The following is a 6,790-nucleotide window of genomic DNA, read 5'->3' as shown; positions in this document are numbered from 1 at the left end:
GTTCAAGAAACTTTTCCCGTCCCAAGTCATAGCGGGTTTTGCCTTCAGCTTCTAGCTGTCTATCGAGAATGGTTTGTACAGCAATACTAGCGTGGTCAGTTCCTGGTAGCCACAGGGTATTGCGTCCTGTCATCCGGTGGTAACGGACGAGGGTGTCGATCAGAGCACTCTCGAAGGCGTGACCCATGTGCAACTTCCCAGTAACGTTAGGTGGGGGGATAACAACGCAGTAGGGTTCACCCTGGTGATTGGGGTCAGCTTTGAAGACTTGGTTTTCTTCCCAGTATTGTTGCCACTTGGCTTCGGTGGTTTTCGGTTCGTATTTGGTTGCCAGGGTGGGTGTGCTTGCGGTCATGCTGGGAATGGTGAATAGATGGGCCTACCTCAATTTTGCCACAGGCTCAAGGTATAGTTAAGTAAATAAACGGCAAAGACGGGAAGGATGCTAAGGCAGAAAAGCAGGGGAGCATGAGTCGGTGGGCAGTCACCAATTACCTGTGCAGCTAATAAATATATAAATACAGAAAAGCGAGTCGTCTTCGCGGTTGATCAATCGAGATCAACACCTCAGAGTCACCCTATCAGCATTTAGAAAAATTTCCACATCCACAGTCAGATAAAGTGTCATGCTATTCATATAACAAATGAATAGCAGAACAACTGAGGAGTTAGGAACTTGAAAAAAGTAGAAGCCATCATCCGGCCATTTAAGCTAGACGAAGTCAAAATTGCCCTAGTCAACGCTGGCATTGTCGGAATGACAGTGTCTGAGGTTCGAGGCTTTGGACGCCAGAAAGGTCAGACTGAACGTTATCGCGGTTCAGAGTACACGGTTGAATTCCTACAAAAACTCAAAGTAGAAATTGTCGTAGAAGACGATCAAGTCGATATGGTCGTAGACAAAGTGATCGCTGCAGCTCGCACCGGTGAAATTGGCGACGGTAAAATTTTCATTAGCCCCGTCGATCAGGTGGTCAGAATTCGTACTGGGGAAAAAAATCTAGAAGCGGTCTAAATACCCTATATACCAATATACCAAGGTAGCTGAGGCACGGTTTACTGAGTTAGCGTGCCTCAGTCGATTTTTATAGGGAGTTGACGGTTTTAGCCACGCTAGTTAGCATAACTGTTTCAACTGAGGCAGTAGTAATTCAAAAGCCTTGCCACGATGAGAGCAAGATCGCTTCATCTGAGGCTCCATCTCAGCAAATGTCAACCCCTGCTCTGGAACAAAAAAAATTGGGTCGTAGCCAAAGCCACCAGTTCCCCGAGGAGCTGGCAAAATTTCCCCCCGACAAATCCCTTCCGCTTGGAGAGCGATCGCACCATCTGGACGGGCAATCGCCACTACACAAACAAACTGGGCTTGCCGATTGACTTCCAAACCTAGCTCCTCTAGTAGCCGGTCAATTCGCTGTTGGTCGGTTTTGCCATAGCGTGCAGAATAAATCCCTGGAGCACCATCTAGGGCATCTACTTGCAAACCGGAATCATCAGCAATTGCCCATTGCCCAGTTGCCTGGGCTACCGTTGATGCCTTCAGACAAGCATTGGCAGCAAATGTATCTCCAGTTTCTTCAATCTCTAGCTCTGGTGGCTTTAACTGCAATTCCCAGTCCAAAGAATCTAGGTATGTCTGCATCTCCCGCAGCTTACCAGGATTGCCTGTAGCTACAACCAGTAATTTTGGCAGCAAATTTGGGGTTTGATGTTGGGATTTTGGATTACTCAAAGCAACAAGGTCAGATTGTTTGATGAAAGGTTAACTGGCAATCAGAGTCAGTTCGATACAGCTCAAGCAGCGTTTAATGCCCGATTGCGATCTTACTCACCAAAGCCCAGATTTTCAATAACCCAACCAAAACTAGCCAATCCAAAATCCAACATTAATCCCAAATTTAACTCTAAAACTTACTGGCCCAATCTTTAGCCCAGTTTAAGGTTTGAGTTACCTGTTCAAGGGTAGCGGCTTCACAGTAGAGTCGCAATAAGGGTTCAGTGCCACTAAAGCGAATCAGCAACCAGCTGTCGTTAGCTAAACGGAATTTGTACCCATCTGTGGTTTGGCAATCCACCACTGCCTGACCATTAATTTCTTGGAGAGGCTCGGTTTGTAATTGTTCTTGTATACGCGATCGCACTTCCATCCCCGATAGATGTAAATCGATCCGGTCATAGGCAGAAGCATAGCCAGTTTGCTCTTGCAGACTCTTGTAGAGTTCACTTAAGTCTTTTCCAGATTTAGCGATCGCTTCTAATATATAAAGTGCTGATAATAGAGCATCTCGCTCAGGAATATGGTTGCCATAGCCAATGCCTCCGGATTCCTCACCCCCTAGCAAGGCAGGAGTAGATAACATCCGGTCAGCAATATACTTGTAACCGATAGCAGTCTCATAAACTGGCAAATTATACAGTGCTGCCACTCTAGGAATTAGGTCAGAACCACTAAGAGTTTTGACCACTTCACCACTAAAGTTACGTCGTGATGCTAGATGTTCAATCAGGATAGGAATCAGGATTTGGGGGCTAAGGAAATTGCCCTCACCATCAGCGGCTGCAATGCGATCGCTATCCCCATCAAATGCCAACCCAACCGCTAATTCAACACCCGGTTGACGCTGGTGATTCTGGAGCGCTTCAAATAGCTCAGACAGATAACCGGGTAAAGGTTCTGGGGATTTGCCACCAAATAAGGGATCCCGTTCGGCCTTAATTTCGATAATGGGTACCCCAAGAATCTTGTTCAAGCCTCCTGCTGCTGCACCATTCATGACATGGGCAAATACAGTCAGTTTCTGCTGACTAATCAGCTGTTGAATCAGGGCAATATCAACCTTTTGTCTTAAAGCATCACAGTAACTTGACCATGGGTCAAAGGTCTTGATACTCCCCTCTTTCTTAGGTGTAGCTGGTGCTTGAGAAAGTTTGGCTTCAATCTGTTTAGTTATTTCTAGAGGAACTGATCCACCAAACGCTCCTTTGACTTTTAAGCCTAGGTAATTGCCAGGATTATGACTAGCAGTAATTACCAAAGCTCCCAAAGCATTTTGGGACTTGGCTGCCCAACTGAAGGCTGGTGTAGGAGCATAACTGTTAGATAGTAAGACATCAAAACCAGCAGCTTGAACCACCTCTGCGGTTTTTTTGGCAAAGTCTTCTGCCATGAAGCGTCGGTCATGCCCCACTATAATCGTTTGGCTACCCGTGGTTTCCCCATAAGCATCTGCCAGAACTTGAGCAGCAACAGGGGCAACTATTGCCAAGCGCTCGAAGGTAAAATCGGCGGCAATGATACCTCGCCAGCCGTCTGTCCCAAATTTAATTGAATCTCCGGCAATCGCCATAATAGTAGTATATAGTTACTTAAATTTTAATACTCTGACGGCAAAATCCTAGCATTGGAAAGAGTTAGTGTCTTGGTGACCCGCCAAAGCCTGAGCTGGCTTGTGTCGCCATTTTGTCGTCATCTAGTAGTACTGATAGTAATTACTTAACTTAAGTCACTCTTTCGGGATTTTGTCCAGTGGGTGTATTGGCTACCACCATTGACGTTGGACCATTGGCTAGCACTGATGAGTTGCTCAGCAACCAAGGTTTTTCCTAAATGTAAGCGGGATATAGTCAGGTTTTACCCCTCTTGCGGACTCTTCCCTCTGTTCTAAATCTCGATCAATCATCCCCCGACAAGGGCAACAGTTTCCTAGTGGTCGTTGCTGATATCCTGCTTAGGTCGGGCTGACTAAGGCAGCTTCTTAAGTACAGAGATTAGATTCATGCGTTCAATGTAGGGCCAACCACCCTTTTCTTCAATATCCTTTAGCAAATCATATAGTTTCTGGCGAGTATCGGGCAATGAGGCTTGAAAGAACCCGTCTCGAATCTCGCCATGGACTTCCTCTAAACCCCTGAGTATAGCCAACAGCGCTAAGTTATCACCTTGGTAATTCTTTGCCAAAGAACGAATATCAGCGGTAATCTCTAGTAATTTAGCCTGTAATTGCTCTGAATCCAAATCTTTATCCCGATCCATTCCATCAAATAACTGTCGCAGTAAAGGCGGCTCTTCCCGTGTACAATGCTCTAAAGAACAGCTGAGGCTCACGGAATCGGTGCCATTTTTGCATGCCCTATGCCCCAATGGCAGTAGTTCAACCAAATAACAAGCTTCCCGATAGTTTGTGTGTAGCCCGACTTATAACATGGGTGTGGTGTGAATTGTGGATAATACTGGTCAATGCCTAGAGGGCAGCAGCTGTTTAACTCCTATTGCACCAGCAACCCAATTCCAGAACCAACCTAACATACATTTTTAGATCTGATTATTGACGATTGAGATTGACTATGAAGTATCGTGCTTTGATTTGTGCCTTCCTGGCTTTATGTCTGGGGGTCTTTACAGCTTCCTGTTCTCCAGATATAGCAAGCTTGGAAAGTATCGAAGGACTCACCTATGACCAGATTAAAAATACTGGTTTAGCGAATAACTGTCCACAGCTGTCAGAAATGACTCGGGGTGCTATTCCTGTAGACCCCGACCAGTCCTATGAGATTGTCGATATGTGCGTACAGCCAACCACCTTCTTTGTCAAGGAAGAAGGAACTAAGCGCAAAGAGGCAGAATATCTTCCCGGCAAATTATTGACCCGTTATACCTCTAGCTTGGTTCAAGTGCGAGGAGACTTAGTTTTTCAAAAAGATGGTAGTCTGAAGTTTTTGGAAAAGGATGGTATAGATTTCCAACCCATCACTATTCAGTTGCCTGGAGGTGAGCAAGTCCCATTCCTGTTCACCATTAAAAAATTGGTTGCCACAACTGAGCCTGGTTTAGAGAGTATCAATGCTTCCACCGACTTTGTTGGCGATTTCTACGTCCCCTCTTATCGGGGTGCTGTTTTCCTAGATCCCAAAGGTCGAGGTCTGGCTAGTGGTTATGATAATTCGGTTGCTTTGCCATCTCAAGCGGATAGCCAAGAGTTTGCCAATGTTAAGAGCGCAGATGTGGGCGAAGGCACCATTGAGCTGCGCATAGCTCAAGTAGATAGGGAGAGTGGGGAAATTGCTGGTACATTCATAAGTGAACAACCCTCAGATACTGACTTAGGTGCTGATGAGCCAGAAGAAGTGAAAGTTCAGGGGATATTTTACGCTCGCATTCAACCAAAACAAGCATAGCTGACGTTGGTTTGAGTCTTGGAAGCCACTGACTCCCAGAATGGGAAATTGGCAAAAACGTTAATTGCTAAGGGGCGTATGCCCCTTTTTTGATCGAAATGTGGCGTTTTCGATATCCTGTATGTATTATTAATAAACTTTCATCCTTTGTAATTCTGGATTATGGGTAAATTACTATTTTAACAAACTTAATGGTAAATCTACAATTAAAGCAATAACATTATGATCAGGCCAGTGGTTGGATATTAATAAACTAGATTAACTAAATTACCTATGTTATCAAACCAAACTGCAGCATAAACTCACGCCAATAAAACTGACTGATCCCTTTTCTCTAAAAGGGATGCAAGATAAGATATTCCGGGGATTGGATCCGGTAAATTTTCAACCGGTAATCCCACAACCATTACCAATTCGACCTGAACCATTACCAGGATAAAAAATTTGTTCCATCCAGGAGAATTGGGATGAGTTAGGGGTCTGATAGCCGATTGTGATCTACTTGTGATCTACTTGTAATCTACCACATTAAACTTTGTTATGGCGACTAACCTTAATCATAATATTAAGTATCAAAGCTTAACATTATTACAAAAGTACCAGCAATCTAAGACCTCTGAACTTCGCAATCAGCTAGTTGCTCTCAATTTAGGACTAGTGAGGAGAGAAGCTCATCATTGGGTCAATCAGTGTCATGAAAGCTACGAAGACTTACTTCAGGTTGGCTGTATTGGCTTAATTGGTGCCATAGAACGATTTGATTCCACCAAGGGAATAGCATTTAGTTCCTTCGCTATCCCCTACATTCGTGGTGAAATTCAGCACTATTTACGAGATCGGGGTTATTCAATTCGCATTCCTCGACGCTGGCTAGCACTACGGCAAAAGTCTGTGGAAATTACTCGAAATTTACGAGCAAGGTTAAATCGGCAACCGACAGAAGAAGAAATAGCAGCAGCATTAAACATCTCCCTAGAAGAATGGCAAGAAATTACCCTAGCTCATCAAAATCGGGAACCTCTGAGCTTAGATACACCAGTGGGAGATTCAGAGGACAGAAACACCAGCTTGGGTGAGTTAGTGCCAGATCCTCGCTATCGCAGTTTTCAGCTGGCACAGGAAGACCAAATCCGCATTCAACAAGCCCTAGCTCATTTGGAAAAGCGCACTCGTGAAGTGCTGGAATTTGTTTTTTTACATGACTTGACCCAAAAAGAGGTAGCACAACGCTTAGACATCAGTGTAGTAACGGTATCCCGCCGCGTTAAAAAAGGCTTGGAAGCGTTGCAAAAGTTAATGAAACCGACACAAGATTAATTTTAACACTATTATTTGCTGAAGCATAATAATCTCAAATTATAGACAATTATATACAGCTTGCAAAGTAACTGGAGGTGCAACTATTAGCCTTATAGCTATCTAAACCTTGTCAAACATTATCTACTGTTTTATAATCAAATAAGTTAGTAACTTGTTTAACTTCGGAACACTACCGCCCAACGAAGAACTAAAAGCTTTGGCAGCTGGTCGTAAGTTAAGCGACGTAAAATAATGGACTGAGTGAAGTTACAGTGCGGTTTGAGAGTAGGCAGAAGAGCCTCCATTAATAAAAATA

At 44.2% G+C, this 6,790-nt stretch carries 7 protein-coding genes; 3 read left to right on the top strand and 4 right to left on the bottom strand.

Annotation, left to right across the window (positions count from 1 at the left end):
- A partial coding sequence (locus tag F6K49_RS33140; RefSeq protein ID WP_293103482.1) for a class I tRNA ligase family protein occupies positions 1 to 355 on the bottom strand: 355 nt, incomplete at its 3' end.
- Between the two features lie 321 nt (positions 356 to 676).
- Here F6K49_RS33140 and F6K49_RS33135 point away from each other — a divergent pair.
- The gene (locus F6K49_RS33135) at positions 677 to 1,015 is read left to right on the top strand and encodes a P-II family nitrogen regulator (protein WP_293018096.1); all 339 of its coding nucleotides are present in this window, start codon (positions 677 to 679) and stop codon (positions 1,013 to 1,015) included.
- Between the two features lie 102 nt (positions 1,016 to 1,117).
- Here the strand turns inward: F6K49_RS33135 and rdgB are convergent, their stop codons facing one another.
- The 3 genes from rdgB to F6K49_RS33120 form a co-directional block, all read right to left on the bottom strand.
- The gene (rdgB, locus tag F6K49_RS33130; protein ID WP_293038706.1) at positions 1,118 to 1,732 is read right to left on the bottom strand and encodes an RdgB/HAM1 family non-canonical purine NTP pyrophosphatase; all 615 of its coding nucleotides are present in this window, start codon (positions 1,730 to 1,732) and stop codon (positions 1,118 to 1,120) included.
- A gap of 172 nt (positions 1,733 to 1,904) precedes the next feature.
- Positions 1,905 to 3,347: a phosphoglucomutase/phosphomannomutase family protein gene (locus F6K49_RS33125; protein WP_293018098.1), complete on the bottom strand. Its 1,443-nt coding sequence runs from the start codon at positions 3,345 to 3,347 to the stop codon at positions 1,905 to 1,907.
- Between the two features lie 395 nt (positions 3,348 to 3,742).
- Complete coding sequence (locus F6K49_RS33120; RefSeq protein WP_229415155.1) at positions 3,743 to 4,159, bottom strand: hypothetical protein; 417 nt, start codon at positions 4,157 to 4,159, stop codon at positions 3,743 to 3,745.
- A 185-nt stretch (positions 4,160 to 4,344) separates the two neighbouring features.
- Here F6K49_RS33120 and F6K49_RS33115 point away from each other — a divergent pair, with 185 nt between their 5' ends.
- A complete protein-coding gene (locus tag F6K49_RS33115) occupies positions 4,345 to 5,175 on the top strand; it encodes a photosystem II manganese-stabilizing polypeptide (RefSeq protein WP_293018099.1) in 831 nt (276 codons plus the stop codon).
- A 540-nt stretch (positions 5,176 to 5,715) separates the two neighbouring features.
- Positions 5,716 to 6,492 (top strand): RNA polymerase sigma factor SigF, encoded by a 777-nt coding sequence (locus F6K49_RS33110; RefSeq protein ID WP_293018102.1) that lies wholly within the window; start codon positions 5,716 to 5,718, stop codon positions 6,490 to 6,492.
- Positions 6,493 to 6,790 lie beyond the last annotated feature (298 nt).

This window comes from Moorena sp. SIO3I6 (genome assembly GCF_010672095.1).
The sequence above is the reverse complement of the archived record's forward strand: the minus strand, read 5'-3'. Positions and strand labels throughout refer to the sequence as shown.

What these genes read in the sequence shown, in the direction of transcription:
- F6K49_RS33110 (WP_293018102.1), top strand. Translation starts at nt 5,716, where the DNA reads ATGGCGACTAACCTTAATCATAATATTAAGTATCAAAGCTTAACATTA.
- F6K49_RS33125 (WP_293018098.1), bottom strand. Translation starts at nt 3,347, where the DNA reads ATGGCGATTGCCGGAGATTCAATTAAATTTGGGACAGACGGCTGGCGA.
- F6K49_RS33115 (WP_293018099.1), top strand. Translation starts at nt 4,345, where the DNA reads ATGAAGTATCGTGCTTTGATTTGTGCCTTCCTGGCTTTATGTCTGGGG.